Origin of the sequence: Fontivita pretiosa, from assembly GCF_050410795.1 — a bacterium.
GTDB classification, from domain to species: domain Bacteria; phylum Planctomycetota; class Phycisphaerae; order Tepidisphaerales; family Tepidisphaeraceae; genus Fontivita; species Fontivita pretiosa.
In genome coordinates this window covers 304,143-319,559 of sequence record NZ_CP191258.1, presented here as the reverse complement: position 1 = coordinate 319,559, position 15,417 = coordinate 304,143, and the positions used below count along the sequence as shown (strand labels likewise).

General features: G+C 64.5%; 11 protein-coding genes. 7 read left to right on the top strand and 4 right to left on the bottom strand.

Annotation, left to right across the window (positions count from 1 at the left end):
* Positions 1-69 precede the first annotated feature (69 nt).
* Both ACQS5P_RS01245 and ACQS5P_RS01240 read left to right on the top strand, forming a co-directional pair.
* A complete protein-coding gene (locus tag ACQS5P_RS01245) occupies positions 70-1,101 on the top strand; it encodes an isocitrate/isopropylmalate dehydrogenase family protein (RefSeq protein ID WP_428939087.1) in 1,032 nt (343 codons plus the stop codon).
* A gap of 57 nt (positions 1,102-1,158) precedes the next feature.
* Positions 1,159-1,593, top strand: a complete 435-nt coding sequence (locus ACQS5P_RS01240) for a PilZ domain-containing protein (RefSeq protein ID WP_428939086.1) — start codon at positions 1,159-1,161, stop codon at positions 1,591-1,593.
* On the opposite strand, the gene ACQS5P_RS01235 is transcribed toward ACQS5P_RS01240, so the two are convergent.
* The gene (locus tag ACQS5P_RS01235) at positions 1,499-3,862 is read right to left on the bottom strand and encodes an Eco57I restriction-modification methylase domain-containing protein (protein ID WP_428939085.1); all 2,364 of its coding nucleotides are present in this window, start codon (positions 3,860-3,862) and stop codon (positions 1,499-1,501) included. The two genes, ACQS5P_RS01240 and ACQS5P_RS01235, sit on opposite strands and share 95 nt — an antisense overlap.
* On the opposite strand from ACQS5P_RS01235, the gene ACQS5P_RS01230 reads away from it, so the two are divergent.
* A complete protein-coding gene (locus ACQS5P_RS01230; RefSeq protein ID WP_428939084.1) occupies positions 3,846-4,193 on the top strand; it encodes a hypothetical protein in 348 nt (115 codons plus the stop codon). The two genes, ACQS5P_RS01235 and ACQS5P_RS01230, sit on opposite strands and share 17 nt — an antisense overlap.
* A gap of 19 nt (positions 4,194-4,212) precedes the next feature.
* Here ACQS5P_RS01230 and ACQS5P_RS01225 read toward each other — a convergent pair whose 3' ends face one another.
* Positions 4,213-5,757 carry a PQQ-dependent sugar dehydrogenase gene (locus ACQS5P_RS01225; RefSeq protein WP_428939083.1) on the bottom strand — a complete coding sequence of 515 codons (1,545 nt, stop codon included), beginning with the start codon at positions 5,755-5,757 and terminating at the stop codon, positions 4,213-4,215.
* 590 nt (positions 5,758-6,347) lie between these two features.
* On the opposite strand from ACQS5P_RS01225, the gene dcd reads away from it, so the two are divergent.
* The 4 genes from dcd to ACQS5P_RS01205 all read left to right on the top strand — a co-directional run bounded on the left by dcd (position 6,348) and on the right by ACQS5P_RS01205 (position 12,965).
* The gene (dcd, locus tag ACQS5P_RS01220) at positions 6,348-6,908 is read left to right on the top strand and encodes a dCTP deaminase (protein WP_428939082.1); all 561 of its coding nucleotides are present in this window, start codon (positions 6,348-6,350) and stop codon (positions 6,906-6,908) included.
* A gap of 135 nt (positions 6,909-7,043) precedes the next feature.
* Positions 7,044-7,460 (top strand): hypothetical protein, encoded by a 417-nt coding sequence (locus tag ACQS5P_RS01215; RefSeq protein ID WP_428939081.1) that lies wholly within the window; start codon positions 7,044-7,046, stop codon positions 7,458-7,460.
* Positions 7,461-7,510: 50 nt separating this feature from the next.
* Positions 7,511-8,038, top strand: a complete 528-nt coding sequence (locus ACQS5P_RS01210) for a hypothetical protein (RefSeq protein WP_428939080.1) — start codon at positions 7,511-7,513, stop codon at positions 8,036-8,038.
* 127 nt (positions 8,039-8,165) lie between these two features.
* A complete protein-coding gene (locus ACQS5P_RS01205; RefSeq protein WP_428939079.1) occupies positions 8,166-12,965 on the top strand; it encodes an LAGLIDADG family homing endonuclease in 4,800 nt (1,599 codons plus the stop codon).
* A 117-nt stretch (positions 12,966-13,082) separates the two neighbouring features.
* Here ACQS5P_RS01205 and ACQS5P_RS01200 read toward each other — a convergent pair whose 3' ends face one another.
* Positions 13,083-13,727 carry a DNA-3-methyladenine glycosylase family protein gene (locus tag ACQS5P_RS01200; protein ID WP_428939078.1) on the bottom strand — a complete coding sequence of 215 codons (645 nt, stop codon included), beginning with the start codon at positions 13,725-13,727 and terminating at the stop codon, positions 13,083-13,085.
* Positions 13,728-13,845: 118 nt separating this feature from the next.
* On the bottom strand, positions 13,846-15,237 hold the full coding sequence (locus tag ACQS5P_RS01195) for a phosphomannomutase/phosphoglucomutase (protein ID WP_428939077.1): 1,392 nt from the start codon (positions 15,235-15,237) through the stop codon (positions 13,846-13,848).
* Between the last annotated feature and the right edge of the window lie 180 nt (positions 15,238-15,417).

Sequence of the window (15,417 nt, the reverse complement as noted above, 5' to 3'; positions counted from 1 at the left end):
CCGCCGGTTGCTCTTGCGTTGTCGCCAAACCTGCGGATGCTATCAGTCCAGCGAACCGGAACATCAGACATGCCAGAAACAGCTACATCCACAACACGGCACACGATCGTGCTGATTCCCGGAGACGGGATCGGCCCGGAAGTGACGGCGGCGACGAAGCGCGTGGTCGAGGCGGCGGGGCTGGAGGTCGATTGGGTCGAGCTTCCGGCGGGCATGGCAGCCCTGGAACAGGGCTACGACAACGTCCTGCCCGAGCGCACGCTGGCCGCCATCAAGGCCCACAGGGTCGCGCTCAAGGGGCCGGTCACCACGCCGGTGGGCAAGGGCTTCAAGAGCGTCAACGTGCAACTGCGGCAGAAGCTGAACCTGTATGCGGCGGTTCGCCCGGTGCGCAGTCTGGAGGGGGTCAAGACGCGCTACGAAGGCGTGGACATGGTCATCGTCCGCGAGAACACCGAGGGTCTGTACAGCGGGATCGAGAACGAGGTGGTGCCGGGCGTGGTGACGAGCCTGAAGGTCGCCTCCGAAGCCGCCTGCACGCGAATTGCCCGCTTCGCGTTCCGTTATGCCACCAGCCGCAGCCGCAAAAAGATCACGGTGTTTCACAAGGCGAACATCATGAAGCTGACCGACGGGCTTTTTCTGACCTGTGCGCGTCGGATTCACGAACGGGAGTATCCCAACATCCAGTACGAGGAGATGATCATCGACGCCGGATGCATGAAGCTGGTTCAGGATCCGGCGCGTTTCGATGTACTGCTGATGGAGAATCTGTATGGGGACCTGGTCAGCGACCTGTGCGCCGGGCTGGTCGGAGGGCTGGGGGTGGTGCCCGGAAGCAATATCGGGGATGAGGCGGCGGTGTTCGAGGCGGTGCATGGCTCGGCACCGGACATCGCCGGCAGGGGCGTGGCCAACCCCCTGGCGCTGATCATGTCCGCCGTCATGATGCTCAATCACCTGAACGAGCAGGCGATCGCGGAGAGGATCAAGAGGGCCTATAACCGGGTCCTTGCCGAGGGTCGGACTCTTACGCGTGACCTTGGCGGGACTGCCGGGACTCAGGCGTTTGCCGACGCGATCATGGCGGCGATGGAGTAGCAACTGATCAAGTTCAAAGGCTCTGGGTCCGATGTTCTGGATTGGGAGTAGCTGGCGATGAGACTGTCCGCCGAGCAGTTTGCAGAACTGGCCGCCTCGTTCGACGCCCGCCAGCCCGCACGCACTCACGAGCGTCGTCGGGCTGCGCGGCTGGAGCTACAGGCGCGGCTGACGATCGTGCCGATCGCCGACGATCGGCTTCAGGATCCTGTGAAGGTGACGGCCTGCGACTTTTCCGCGCGCGGCATCGCGATTCTTTACCACGCCCAGATGGTCCCGGGACAACAGTTCATCACGCAGATGCCGCGAAAAGACGGGGTGGGGCTGGTTTCGCTGCTGTGCACGGTCAAGCACTGTCACAGTTCCGGCCCGGATTACTATCGCATCGGCGCCGAATTCACCTGCGTGCTGCCGACCGGACAGTTGTCCCAGGCGGATCCGCTTGAGAATGCCCGGCAGATGAAGCGAATCCGCGAATCGATGCTGGAGTGAAGCCCGCAGCGTGGTACACATCCTGAAAGGTCTGGCTCCACTCGAGGCCACCGGCGCGCAGTTCCTGGTCTATCACCCTGAGCCTTCGCTGAAAGCCGTGATTGGGAACCCATCGCCATAGCGGGGCCAGATTCACCAGCACCCCGTCATCGACATGCCGCCGCCAGCCGCGGACCAGTGACGCGTCCGCCGCCGCCAGAATCGGCTCCAGGACCTGTCCCGTTGCGCGGTCGTGGGGGACCACGACTGCCTGCTCGTCGCTGCCAATTACCCACAGCGGTGGCCGCTGGCGATAGCTCTCAACGTGATGTTTGAAGAACCCGCGGGCCAGGTAGCGTCCGATCCCGCCGACGGCCTGCTCGATCTGTCGCGCCTCTGACACGCTGGTCAGCCTGATCAATTCGTCGCGCAGCTCTTGAATCGCATCATCATCGACGGGTCTGATGCGCACGACCTGCCGCCTGGCGCACACGCGTCGTAGCGCCTGCTCGATCCACTGCCGCGCCAGCTCCACAGGATCCAGCTCGATGAAGGCCGGCGATACATGATGCGCCGAGTCGATCCCATAGAGCTCGGCGACCAACTGATCGATGCGACGTTCGATCTCCCAGAGCCGCGTTTGGGCGCTGGCGACGATCTGCCCGGCGTTGTTCCATGGCAGGGGCGTGATGAAATCGGGCGAGGTTGGGTCGTGACGGTCCAGACTGCGTTGAATCTCGATGGCGCGCGCCACCTGCGCCTCCAGCTCCGGGCAGCGCGCGGCCGGCACCGGAAGCTGAGCCAGATCTCCCACCTGAAAGTTGATCGTCGGGTTGATCGCCGCCAGCAATTCGCCCGCGACTGTCGAGTTGAGTATCCCCAGAATCGTCAGCGGCTCATCAGGGAACAGCGACGAGCCGGCAACGTCGAAGATCGCGCCTGGCTCCAGCAGGCGGGCACTGAATCGGCCGCTGGTCAGATACGAGTAGGTCACACCCCGCCGCCCGTAGAAGCCGGTATTTTTCGCGACCCATTGCCACTGCCCATTGAGATAGGGATACCGCTGCACGATGGCCCGTTTGATCGCGGCGCCGTCGTCGAGCCAATCGACGCGATGTCGTGGCGATTCGTACCAGCGGCGAAAGCGTCCGCCCTTGGCGTATGGATGCCACTTGCCCGGCGTGGCGCGGCAGGGCACATCGGACGCGCTGGGCTCGACCTCCCACCAATATCGAACGAAGCGGGCGTTGTCGGTGGTGGCCAGACCCTGCCGCGGCGGAGCGATCGTCGCCAGCTTCGCGAAGCGCCCAAACGCGCGGCGCAGCGGCGGGCTGCCCCAGTACACCCACGCCGCGCGCGGCCAGTCCCCCAACTCCCTCTGTTCAACCGCAAGTCGCGGCGCCGTCGGCAATGCCTGCCGCTTGTCCGGCGCCTCCACCAGTCGGATGGCCGTCAGCGAGTGGTTCGGCGGCGGCGGCACGTTGCGCATCACCGTCGCAACGGTCTGGAGCGTCCCCGGATTGCCGACATCGAACAGCCCCGGCCCGAAGTGCGCGATCGCATCGATCGATGCGGTCTGGAGGATCTGACGGCGCATCGTCTCGAACGCGGCGGTGAACATGAACGACTGCATCGTGAGCAGTCCCACCCGCCCGCCAGGCCTCGCAAAGCGCAGGCTCTGCACGATGAAGCAGGCATACGCGTCGCGCCAGGCACCGGCAAACCGCTTCTTCAACGGCTGCACAAGTTCCGCCGGCAGGTTCCGCGCGCTCAGATAGGGCGGATTGGTCACGACCACATCGAAGACGCCCTGACAGTTGGCCGTGATGGTCGGATCCAGCAGCGAGTCGCCACAGAACAATTGCACTCGACCCTGCTCCTGCGGCACCCGCAGCTTCATCCGGATCGTCTGTGCCGCCAGTTGAACAGCCGTCGGATCGATATCGATTCCGACGAGGTTGTTGGCGATGATCGATGGCGCGATCTGGTGGGGATCGCGCGCCGACGGTTCAGCCTCCCAGCCCGGTCGCCCGGCCCGGTCCATCTCCTCCCGATACATCGCCCGAAGCATCTCGATGGCGACAACGCCGAAGTTCATCGTCCCGCAGGCCGGATCGAGGATGCGCAGGTCTCGCGCCTGCCGAGGCGGAGAAGGCAGCGGCTGCGTGGTGACGGGAATCAGATGCTCGAAACGCAGCGAGGTGTCGGGATGCATCTCCGTCCAGATTCGTCCCAGCGTGTTGTGCAAGAGCCACTGGACGACCCATCGCGGCGTGAACAGTTGCGTCACCGCCGGAATCTCCCGCGGCGTGAACTTTCGTCGCTGCCGCGCCGCGGTAGGCCTGTTCCAGCGCAGGCGCGTTGATCGCCTGGTAGATCTGTCCCAGTGCATCATCCTGCTGGAGCAACTGCCGGATCTGCGGATCGCCGAGCAGCTCCCTGTGGCCGCGGCGGTTGTCCGCGGGCAGATCGCGGAGCATCCGCATGGCCTGGATGCAATCTTGCAGCAGCGATTCGGGGGATTGCCGACGGTCGCCCAACTGCTGCGCCACCCACTGATACAGCGCTCGTCGATTCATGGCCGGCCGGGTGTTATACCGCCTGCCGGCCGGCAAAAATAGGCGTAGGCAACGCAGCGGCTCAGCGTCGCCGCCGCGATCGCATCGACGGAAGAAGAATCAGCAGCACGGCGGAAAGGGCGGCAGGCTCCGGCACCGTCACCTGCGGCAAACCGAGCTGGGCCAGTGCCTCCGAGAGGCTCGAACTTCCGGGAATGTCCTGCCATCGCGAGGCCAGCACGTTCAGGTCCAGCATGTCGATCCTGCCATCATCGGTGAAATCGCCCATGCGCCATGTCGCGGCGCTGGATGTCTGCCAGTTGCTGGCCAGCAGGTACAGATCGCGGATGTTCACCACATCGTCGAGATTGGCGTCGCCGGGCATTGCGGGAATCAGCCGGAAGATTTCCCCGCCCAAATCCACGATGTACAGCCGCCCGAGGTTGTCTTCGCCGAAGCTGGAGATCAGCCCGATCGAACCGGCGTCGGTCGGGATCGTGCCGGTGAGGTGGCGGAAGTTGAGCTTTTGGCCAGTCTGTGGATCGTATCGAAAGGACCAGATGCGCCCGTAGGCATAGTCGGCAAAGAAGTAGGTGCCGGCCAGGGCGTCATTCTCGCTTCCCCGGTAGACGTATCCGCCAGTCACCGCGCGCCCTTCATTGGGATTGACGTAGGTGTGGATGGGATCGACCCGTGGCGGGGAAGGGGGCACGGGCGTCAGGCCAGTGACCAGCTCGCCTTCCATGGCGCGCCAGCCGTAGTTTTCACCGCCGCTGGAAGTGGCCGGCTGAAAGTTGATCTCCTCGCGCGCACCTTGTCCGACATCGCCGATGTAGAAATCGCCGGTGCCGCGGTCGAAACTCGCTCGCCAGGGGTTACGCAGCCCGTAAGACCAGATCTCGTCGGCGCCGGGCTGGTTGACGAACGGATTGGTGGGGGGGATACGGTAGTTGCGTTGCGGGTCGGTGGGGAAGTCGTCGGCGTTGACGTCCACGCGAAGCACCTTGCCAAGCAGGTTGGAGGTGTCCTGTGCGTTGCCGATGCCCGGGGTGTGCCCGATGTCGTCGTCATTGCCGCCGCCACCGTCGCCGGTATTGATGTACAGGTATCCATCATTCGGCCCGAAACCCATCCATCCGCCGTTGTGGTTGGCTTGCGGCTGATCGAAGCTCAATACGGGCTGCGCCGAGGCCGGATCAGCCATATCGGCGGAGCTGCGCGTGTAGCGGACGATTCGCGTCACGCCCGCGCCCCACTGGCCACCCACCGCCGTGTAATTCAGGTAGAACTGCCCGTTTGAGGCGTAGTTCGGATGAAACGCCAGCCCCAGAAGTCCCTGTTCGCCACCGGTGGCCAGGCCGGAGACGGTCAGGAACGACGTCGCATTGAGCGTTCCGGTGCTGTAGCGGTAGATGTAGATGCTGGCCGAGCCGTTGAAGCCCTGTTGGACGATGAAGAGTCGGTCATTATCGCCCGGGGCCTGGGCGACGTAGATGGGATCGGACAACCCGGCCACAATGCGCGTGGCCCGCAGCGGCACATCCGCCAATGTGTCCGCCGGAGTGATCCAGATTGTCGAAGCTCCGATCACTGTGGCCACGGCGAGGGCGCGACGGGCGGGGATCATCACAGCCTCCCTGGTGTGAAGCACAAGGTTGAATGGATTCGGCGACGCAAGCCGGCCGCCACAATCGCGGACGGGCCGGGGTTGGCCCCAGCATGATACTGGCTTGTGTCCGATCCGACGACAGAATTTTGCTGGCGAAAAGCGTGCCAATCGCCTGATTCGATCGGATCATGGACCGCCCGGCCGCTCAGACGATCGCCTCCCGCAACCCGGCCAGCTTGCCTTATCCACCGCCCCAAGTGTTGCCAGCCGGTGGATAACTTGGGCCGCACGGTGCTCCAACTGCCAGCGGAAGAAAAATCTGGCTACCCTAAGCCCGGCACTGCCGAAGCGTTAGGATTTCGTGAGCCTTGGGTTATCCAACATTTAGTAAAGTCCAGGTTGACGGATACCAGATGTAGTGTATCATGCGATCTGTCACGGTTGACGCAGGTATTGGACAGGGATGGCCTTGTTCGGTGTCCGGTAGGTCAAGTCGGCATCACGTTTGCACGTGACAGGCTGCCGGGAAAGCGGCTGGGTCGAACCGCGATCCCGTGGCAGGTTCGTTGTCCTTTGCAATTCAACCGACACGGTCGGAAACACGCGCCATGGGGATTCTGTGCGATACGCAAATCCGCGAACTGATCGGCATCGAGCCGTTCGAGGAAAACCTCAAACGGCCGGGGCGGATCAGCTACGGGCTGTCCAGCTACGGCTATGACCTGCGCGTCGGGTCGGTGTTCAAGATCTTCACCAACGTCAACAGCCAGATCGTCGATCCCAAGCGATTTAGCGAACGCTCGTTCGTGACGATCGACTGCGAGCAGACCGGCGAAGATCATGTCCTGATCCCGCCCAACAGCTTCGCGCTGTGCGAGACGGTCGAGACGGTCAGCATGCCGCGCGGCTACCTGGCGATCTGCGTGGGCAAGAGCACCTATGCGCGTTGCGGGATCATCGTCAACGTCACCCCGATCGAACCGGAATGGCGGGGCAAGATTACCCTGGAGATCAGCAACACCACGCCGCTGCCCGCACGCATCTACGCCAACGAGGGCATTGCCCAGCTCATCTTCCTCAAGGGCGAGCGGGTCTGCGCCGTCAGCTACGCCGACAAAAACGGCAAATACCAGAACCAGACGGGATTGACGTTGCCGAGGGTCGATTGAGGCATCGCGGGTCGCATCGCGATGCCTCGCGGCAAGGCCGCAGGCAGACGCGATCGCGATCGGGAGTGCTCAGCCATGAAACGTGCCGTGGTCAGGTGTTTCATTTTGGGCGTTACAATAATCGCCATAGATGTCATGCTGCTGACTGGCGGCTGCGCGCAGCAGGACGCGGCCAGCAAGACCCGTTCGGCGCAGGGGGCGGATCTGGCGCCGGCGGGGGCGCAGCTTGTGGCCATCGGAACGCTGCCGCTGTCGTTCGTCATGGCACAGCCCGGGATCGTGACCATCGTGGACATCACCACCAGTGAGCTGAAACATACGGCCACGATCACCGACCCGATCAGCGCCCGGGGGCTTCTGACGATTGATCCGGTGGATCGGGCGATCGTGGTCAGCCCTTCGGCTTCGCCGCAGGATCGGATCGTGCTGCTGACGCCGATCGAGCCGGAGCATCGATATGCGATCTATTTTTCGCCGCTGAAAGCGTCGGAAATGCCGCCGGGGCGAGGGGGGGCGGCGCTGTCGCCCGCGACCCGGCCGGCCGGAAGATAGAAGCGCCTGAGGCGGCAGCGGTCGCCGGCGGGGTTCCAGGGAGGTTGTCGATGCAATCGTTTGGCCCAAGTCAGGTGCTTCGGCGCAGGTGGCTGAGCTGCCTGGCTGCCGGGTCGATTGCCCTGGGGGCGATGATGCCGGGCGGCTGTGCCCGCGGCGGCAAGCGAGCGGCCCGGGCGCTTCCTCCGCCAGCGACTCAAGTCGCCGTCCCCAGACCCGAACAGACCTGGGTAGAGCAGCCGATCGCGGTGCCGCCCACGCCGGTCCTGCCGGTCGTGCAGGGCGCGCCAGCGCCGCTGGTCTACCTGGTGGAGTCGGCGGCGATTGTGCGTGTGGCGGACCTGACCGGCAATCAGGACCTGCTTCGCATGCCGGTTCCGGCTCGAACGCTGGTGGCGGTGGATGCCCGAACCGGCATCCGCGTCGGTGGCGCGACGATGAAGCTGGGGCCGCTGCCGGCGGACCACACGTACGGCATTTACCTGGAAAGCAATACGACCAACGTCATCCGCCGCGGCACGATCCGCCCCGGACGGCCCGGCCAGGTCGCTGCGCCATCCACGCGTGCGGCGCCATGACGGAAACAGCAGGTAGGAGGATGGGGAGAAATGGGGATGGGAAGATGCGCAATGACCGAGTGAACCAGCGAGCGATCACAGAGCAGTAACCCGTAACCGACAAGCGAAATCACGAAGTGGTACGCCCATGAAAATCAATCGTCGATTCACCAAGCCCGGGCAGGATGTTTTCAGCACCGTCGAATGGGAGAAGCGCACCAGCCGCATCACCAATCCCGACGGCTCGGTCGTCTTCGAGATGAACGATGCGGAGATCCCCCGGCAATGGAGTCAGCTCGCCACCGACATCATGGTGAGCAAGTATTTCCGCAAGGCCGGCGTGCCGCAGACCGACGCGCAAGGCAATCCCATCCGCGACGCCCAGGGAAACGTCGTCACCGGGCCGGAACGCAGCGCCCGGCAGGTGATTCACCGACTGGCGGGGTGCTGGCGATGGTGGGGCGAGAAGCACGGGTACTTCGATTCGGCCGAGGATGCGCAGGCATTCTACGACGAGATCGCCTACATGCTGCTGCACCAGATGTGCGCGCCAAACTCGCCCCAGTGGTTCAACACGGGTCTGCACTGGGCGTACGGCATCACCGGTCCGGCGCAGGGGCACTTTTACTGCGATCCCAAGACCGGCGAGCTGCACAAGAGCCGCGACGCCTACTCGCACCCGCAGCCCCACGCGTGTTTTATCCAGTCCGTCAACGACGACCTGGTGAACCCCGGGGGGATCATGGATCTGTGGATCCGCGAGGCCCGGCTGTTCAAATACGGCTCGGGAACCGGGACCAACTTCTCCAGGCTGCGCGGAGAGAACGAGCCGCTTTCCGGCGGCGGCAGAAGCTCGGGGCTGATGAGCTTCCTGAAGATCGGCGACCGCGCCGCTGGGGCCATCAAGTCCGGCGGAACCACGCGCCGCGCGGCCAAGATGGTCTGCCTGGATCTGGATCACCCCGACGTCGAGCAGTTCATCAACTGGAAGGTCCGGGAGGAACTCAAGGTCGCCTGCATGGTCGAAGGGCTGAAACACCTCCCGAAGGATCAGCAGGAACTGGCCAGGAAGCTGGGGCTGAAGCTCGATTACGACTTCAACGGCGAGGCGTACTACACCGTCAGCGGGCAGAACTCCAACAACTCCGTGCGTATCCCCAACCGCTTCTTCAAGGCCATCGAGGAGGACGGCGACTGGCACTTGACCTGGCGGACCAACGGCAAGATCTGCAAGACCCTCAAGGCGCGTGATCTGTGGGAGCAGATCGCGTTCGCGGCGTGGCGCTGCGCCGATCCGGGGGTGCAGTTCGACGACACCATCAATCAGTGGCACACCTGTCCCAAATCCGGACGCATCAACGCCTCCAACCCCTGTGTCACGGGCGACACGCGTGTGCTCACGCCCGGCGGCGTGTGGCGGCGCATCGACCAGATGATCCATCTTCCGGCGCGGATCGTCACCAACCTTTACGGGCAGGAGATCCACGCCACTGAAGGCGCGTTCCCCACCGGCACGCGCGACGTCTTCGAGCTGCGTACCCTGGGCGGGTACAGCGTCAAGCTCACCGCCGATCACAAAGTCTGGACTCGCCGCCGCGGATGGGTGCAGGCCCAGCATCTGACCACCGACGACGAGATTCGCCTGCCCGCAGCCCCGGCCACCGTCCGCGAGATCGGCGAGCCGCAGGATCCGCGGTTCTTCCAGTTGCTGGGGCTGTTCCTCAGCTCGTCCAACGGCGATCCCGAGGCACTGCACCTGGATCGGTGCTTCAGCGATGCCGATCAGATCGATGCATTCGTGCGTTACGTGTGCCAGACCTGGGGCGAGCGCGCCTTCGAGCGGGCGTACGACGATGATTACGTGAACACGGCGATGCTCGAGGCCGTCGAGCCGGCGGATCATGCCCCCGCCGAGCGGGCGGCCAGTGCTGCCGGTGAATCTTCCGCCGATGCCTCCGAGTCCGGCACGACCGTCACCGCCACGCTGAGCAATCGCCGGCTTCTTTCGCGCCTCAGGGCGTTTGTGCGGACCGAAAACGGTGTGCGTCGCCTGGGGGATGAGGCGTTCACCGCCGGCCTGGCGGCGCAAAAGCACCTGCTGCGGGCGCTGTTCACCGCGGATAGCGTGTTCGCGCACGGCACGATCGAACTGCACTCCGATTCGCTGGGACTGCTTCAGGATGTGCAACTGCTGCTGCTGGGCTTCGGCGTGCAATCGATCCTTGTTCCCAACTGCAAAGACCATGGCGAAGGCGGAGCCTTCGCTGGCGGAGGCCTGCCCCGACCTCGTCGGGTCGCCCCCACTGGACCCGAGCCGCGCGCAACCAGCACGGACGGCGGCGGCAGCGCAGAAATCGTTCGCCACGGCCTGCGCATCGACTCGGGCAGCCTCCGCTGTTTTGCCAAACACATCGGCCTGCTGCCCGGCAGCAAGCTCCAGCAGCTTGCTCAGGCGGCGTCGCTTGCCATAAACCGGTCCACCGATGCGCTTGCGTCAGGATCACAGGGCAACTGGGACCGTGTGGCATCCTGCGTGTATCTCGGCAGGCAGCAGGTCTTCGACCTGACCGAGCCGGTGACCTGCAGCTTCATCGCCAACGGCATCACCGTCCACAACTGCTCGGAGTACATGTTCCTGGACGACACGGCGTGCAACCTGGCGAGCCTGAACGTGCTCAGCTTCTTCGACGCCGACAACCGCCGCTTCGACATCGAGGGCTTCAAGCACGCCATCCGCCTCTGGACCATCGTGCTGGAGATCTCGGTGCTGATGGCCAGCTTCCCGTCGGAACAGATCGCGCATCTGAGCTACAAGTTCCGCACGCTGGGGCTGGGCTACGCGAATCTTGGGGCGATGCTGATGCAGGCGGGGATACCCTACGACAGCGACAAAGGGCGAGCGATCTGCGCCGCGATCAGTGCGATCCTGACCGGCGAAGCCTACGCCACCAGCGCCGACATGGCGCGCGAGCTTGGAGCGTTTCCCGGCTATGAGGAGAACCGCGCCGACATGCTCCGCGTCATTCGAAACCACCGCCGCGCCGCCTACGACGTGGCCAACAACCCGGAGCATCGCAAGGCGCTGGGGGACTACGAGCAGCTCGACATCAAACCCGTCGGGATTGACGCCGCTCAGTTCCAGGTTGGCGATCCGCTGGCCTCGCCCGATCTGCTCGGCAGCGCCCGCGAGTGCTGGGATCGCGCGCTGGAGCTGGGCGAGAAGCACGGATACCGCAACGCCCAGACCACCGTCATCGCCCCGACCGGCACGATCGGCCTGCTGATGGATTGCGACACCACTGGCGTCGAGCCGGACTTTGCGCTGGTGAAGTTCAAGAAGCTGGCCGGCGGAGGGTATTTCAAGATCGCCAACCAGTCGCTGGCGCCGGCTTTGAAGAACCTGGGCTACAGCGCCGAACAGATTCACGACATCCTCAAATATGTGATGGGCACGCTCACGCTGCACGGCAGCCCGGAGATCAATTACGAATCGCTGAAGCTCCGCGGGCTGACCGACGCGGAGCTGGAGCGGATCGAAGCCAGCCTGCCCGCCGTGTTCGAGTTGAACTTCGCCTTCAGCCCCTGGGCGCTGTCGCCGCAGACGTTCGAGCGGCTGGAGATTCCCGAAAGCGAGTGGCAGGCGCCGGGATTCAGCCTGCTGCGGCGGCTGGGCTACACGCAGAAACAGATCGATGTGGCCAATGACGTGATCTGCGGACGCGGCACGGTCGAGGGCGCGCCGCACCTGCGACCCGAGCACTACGCCGTCTTCGACTGCGCCAACAAGTGCGGCAAACACGGCAAGCGGTTCATCCCCGTCGACGGACACATCCGCATGATGGCCGCCGCCCAGCCGTTCATCAGCGGCGCGATCTCCAAGACGATCAATCTGCCCAACGAGGCCACCGTCGAGGACATCAAGCAGAGCTATTACCTGAGCTGGAAGCTCGGGCTGAAGGCCAACGCGCTGTATCGCGACGGCAGCAAGCTCAGCCAGCCGCTGAACGTCCGATCCGACAGCGAAGCCGAAGCCAAGACCGACCGCGAAAGCGAGGAAGACGTGCAGGCGGCACGCGAGGAAGTCGCGCAGCAGGTTGCCCGCGCCGCCGCCGCGGCGGCGCCGGCGACGGGTGCGGCGGTCAGTTCGGACAATCTGGCCCCGGCGCAGACGCACGTAATCGAGAAGATCGTCGAACGGATCGTGGAGCGACCGCTGCGAAGACGCCTGCCCGATACCCGCCGGGCGATCACCCACAAGTTCGATGTCGCCGGGCACGAAGGGTACATCACCGTCGGGCTGTACGAAGACGGCTCGCCCGGAGAGGTGTTCATTACGATGGCCAAGGAAGGCAGCACGATCGGCGGGCTGATGGACACGATCGCCACGCTGGTCAGCGTCTCGCTTCAGTACGGCGTGCCGATCGAGTCGCTGGTACGCAAGTTCGAGCACGTTCGCTTCGAGCCAAGTGGCATGACGCGCAATCCCGAGATCCCGATGGCCAAGAGCCTGGTGGATTACATCTTCCGCTGGCTGGGGATGGAGTTTGTGCCGGGTTATCGCGCGGCCAACGCGCCGAGGCGTCGGGCCGCGGCGGGTGCTGGCGGGGGGGCAGGCGGTGAAGCGCCTGCCGCCGAACCGAGTCGCGCCGTCGCCACGGAGCGTCCGGGCAACGGGCACGGCCCGCGGATCGAGCCGGACACCGCCCGGCCATTCGACTACGGCGAGACGATTCCCTCTGCCGCCATCACTGCTGAGCAAACAGGCGAGGGCGCGGCAGCCCAGGCCGGCCCCAATCTGCGCCTGAGCATTCTGGCTGATCCGTTGAGCCAGCAAAGCAGCGAGCTTCAGGCCGACGCGCCTGCCTGCGACGTCTGCGGCAGCATCACGGTGCGCAGCGGCACGTGCTACAAGTGCCTGAACTGCGGGAACTCAATGGGGTGCTCGTGAACAGCGCGGCGATGCGGGCGCGCTTCCGCCCGCATCGCTGCCGGGCAGTGCTGGCGGGTTGAATCCCCGGTAGCGGGCGCTTGGACGATGTGGAAGCGGCGGGCAGCGGCGGGCTGATCAGTCTGGTTCTTCTTCCACGCCCCGCCACAGGTACCACGTTGCCACGGTTCGCCACGGGCGCCACTTCTGCCCGAACTGCGTCAGCTCCCGCCCGCCGATTCTGTGCGGCAGGTGGTAGGCGCGTTGGACGGCGCGCTGGAGACCCAGGTCATCCACCGGCAGCACGTCGGGCCGATTCAGGACGAAGATCAGGAACATTTCGGCGGTCCATCGCCCGATGCCGCGGATCTGCGTGAGCGACTCGATGACCTGTTCATCGCTCATTCGCCACAACCGCCGCGTGGGGACCAGACCATCGACGAATCGCTGGGAAAGGTCCAGCAGATACTGCTTTTTCTGGCGGGATATGCCGCAGTGCCTGACAAGCTCGCCGTCGGCCTGGAGGAACTGAAGAACCCGTGAGGGAGTGGGTCGGCGGCCGGGAAACTGATCGCGGAAGCGGTTGTACAGGATGGTGGCGATGCGCGTGGAGATCTGCTGGTTGAAGATCGAGACGCACAGGAGATTGAAATAGTCGCGTCTTGGCGCCAGAGTGCACGGCCCGACGCGGCGGATGATGCGGCGAAGGACCGGGTCGGTGCGACTGAGCTGCCGCTGTGCCGCTCGCCAGTCGGGGGGCTTGCTGGTCGTTACGTACCACATGCGATAAGGATATGCGAACCGGCCAGGTGTTTTCTGCCCGCCAGGTGCGCGTCGGTGTGGCGCGCGGCCGCCAGCGGCAGGGGACACGGCGGTCTATCGCGGCGCGATCCCGGGCGAGTCAGTGGCCGTGCACCGGCTCGCCGAGAATCCGCTGTACTTCGCGCAGCTTCTCGGCGAGCAACTGCGGCGTCTTGGCCTCCAGGTTCAGCCGCAGCATCGGCTCGGTGTTGCTCTTGCGTACGTTGAACCACCAGTCGCCAAGATCCACCGTGATCCCGTCGAGATAGTCGATCTGGCCCTTCTTATAGGCCTCGGCCAGCTCGCGGATCTTGGCCTCCTTGTCTTCAACCTGGAAGTTGATTTCGCCGGACTGGGCGTAGCGTCGCAGCGGGTCGATCAGGGCGCTGAGCGGCTTGTCCTGCTTGCTGAGTACCGACAGCACGCGCGCAAACGCGATCGCGCCGCTGTCGGCGCAGAAGTTGTCGCGGAAGTAGAAGTGGCCGCTGAGCTCTCCACCGAAGACCGCTTTCGTCTCGCTCAGCGTCTTCTTGATGAACGCGTGCCCGACGCGATCCCGCTTCGGCACGCCGCCGGCCGCTTTGATCTCGTCCAGCACCACATGGCTGGATCGCAGGTCATAGACGATCGTGGCGCCCCTGTTCTCCGGCATGCTCAGAAAGTCGCGCGCCAGCAACGCGGTGATCAGGTCACAGCCGATCGTGCGGCCCTGCTCGTCCACGAACATGCACCGATCCGCGTCCCCGTCGAAACACGCGCCCAAATCGGGTTTGGTCTGGGTCACCTTGTCCTTGAGCATCTGAAGGTTGGCCTCGACGAGCGGGTTGGGTTCGTGGACGAAGCTGCCGGTGATCTCGAAGAGGATCGGGATGATCTCCAGGCCTTTCACGCCGCCGAAAACCGCCGGCACCATTTTCCCGGCCATGCCGTTGCTGGCATCGATGGCGACGCGCAGGGGTCGGCGCAGGTCCAGGAACTTAAGCACGTGGTCGCGATAGGGTCCCCACAGGTCGATTTCATCGTACTTGCCCTGCACGCCGGTCTGTCCCACCCTCAGCATCGATGCGATGCGCTTGATGTCGTCCAGCCCCGTGGCCGCGCCGATGGGCTTGGCCTTGGGGCCACTGATCTTGAAGCCGTTGTATTGCACCGGATTGTGCGAGGCGGTGGTCTGGATTCCGCCGACGGTGTCCAGGTGGTTGATGGCGAAGTAGATGAAGCTGGTATCCACCATTCCGACATCGATGATGTTGAACCCCACCGAGCGGATGCCGTCCGACAACGCTCGTGACAGGTCCGGGGAGCTTGGCCGCATGTCCCGCCCAACCACGATCGTCGTCTCGTGCTTGACCTGCTGTTCCTTGGGCAGGTTCGCGCGGCTGCGCTTCAGGTATTGCGCCGTCGCGTGGCCGACCTTCCAGGCCATCTCCTCGTTCAGCGGGTTGGGGTAGGTGGCCCGCACGTCGTAGGCTTTGAAAATCTTCTCGATCATCGCTTGGCATTCCTTTGGTTTGTCTGTCGAGTGTGTCGCTTGGGATCGGTCTGATCCGAACAGGAGCACGCGCGGGGCGGCCCGGTTCCGTCCAAGCCGGCCGAAAGTGTACCGCGGGGCGATCAAGATGAAAGAGCAGCATTTGGCCTGGCGCGAGGCGACATTCGACCACGGCGTCGG